This is a genomic window from Streptomyces sp. CT34, from assembly GCF_000805335.1.
GTDB lineage: Bacteria > Actinomycetota > Actinomycetes > Streptomycetales > Streptomycetaceae > Streptomyces.
Map to the genome: position 1 here is coordinate 946 of NZ_KN708640.1, position 748 is coordinate 1693.

Below are 748 nucleotides of genomic sequence, written 5' to 3' on the forward strand. Positions count from 1 at the left end.
CCGTGTGCCTACAAGCCGTGGGAGCGTCGGACGTGTTTGCACGTCTCGTGACTGCGTGCCTTTTGAAGAATGAGCCTGCGAGTTTGCGGTATGTTGCGAGGTTAACCCGTGTGGGGAAGCCGTAGCGAAAGCGAGTCCGAAGAGGGCGTGGAGTAGCATGCTCAAGACCCGAAGCGGAGTGATCTAGCCATGGGCAGGTTGAAGCGGAGGTAAGACTTCGTGGAGGACCGAACCCACCAGGGTTGAAAACCTGGGGGATGACCTGTGGTTAGGGGTGAAAGGCCAATCAAACTCCGTGATAGCTGGTTCTCCCCGAAATGCATTTAGGTGCAGCGTCGTGTGTTTCTTGCCGGAGGTAGAGCACTGGATAGGCGATGGGCCCTACCGGGTTACTGACCTTAGCCAAACTCCGAATGCCGGTAAGTGAGAGCGCGGCAGTGAGACTGTGGGGGATAAGCTCCATGGTCGAGAGGGAAACAGCCCAGAGCATCGACTAAGGCCCCTAAGCGTGTGCTAAGTGGGAAAGGATGTGGAGTCGCAGAGACAACCAGGAGGTTGGCTTAGAAGCAGCCATCCTTGAAAGAGTGCGTAATAGCTCACTGGTCAAGTGATTCCGCGCCGACAATGTAGCGGGGCTCAAGCACACCGCCGAAGTCGTGTCATTGCAGCATGAGGGCTAACGCCTGTTGTGATGGGTAGGGGAGCGTCGTGTGCCGGGTGAAGCAGCCGTGGAAGCGAGTTGTGGACG

General features: G+C 57.2%; 1 rRNA gene (cut by both window edges). It reads left to right on the plus strand.

The annotated features are described in order from the left end of the window. Nucleotides 1-748: ribosomal RNA gene (locus tag RZ84_RS40065) — 23S ribosomal RNA — on the plus strand (it extends past both window edges: 833 nt to the left, 1852 nt to the right).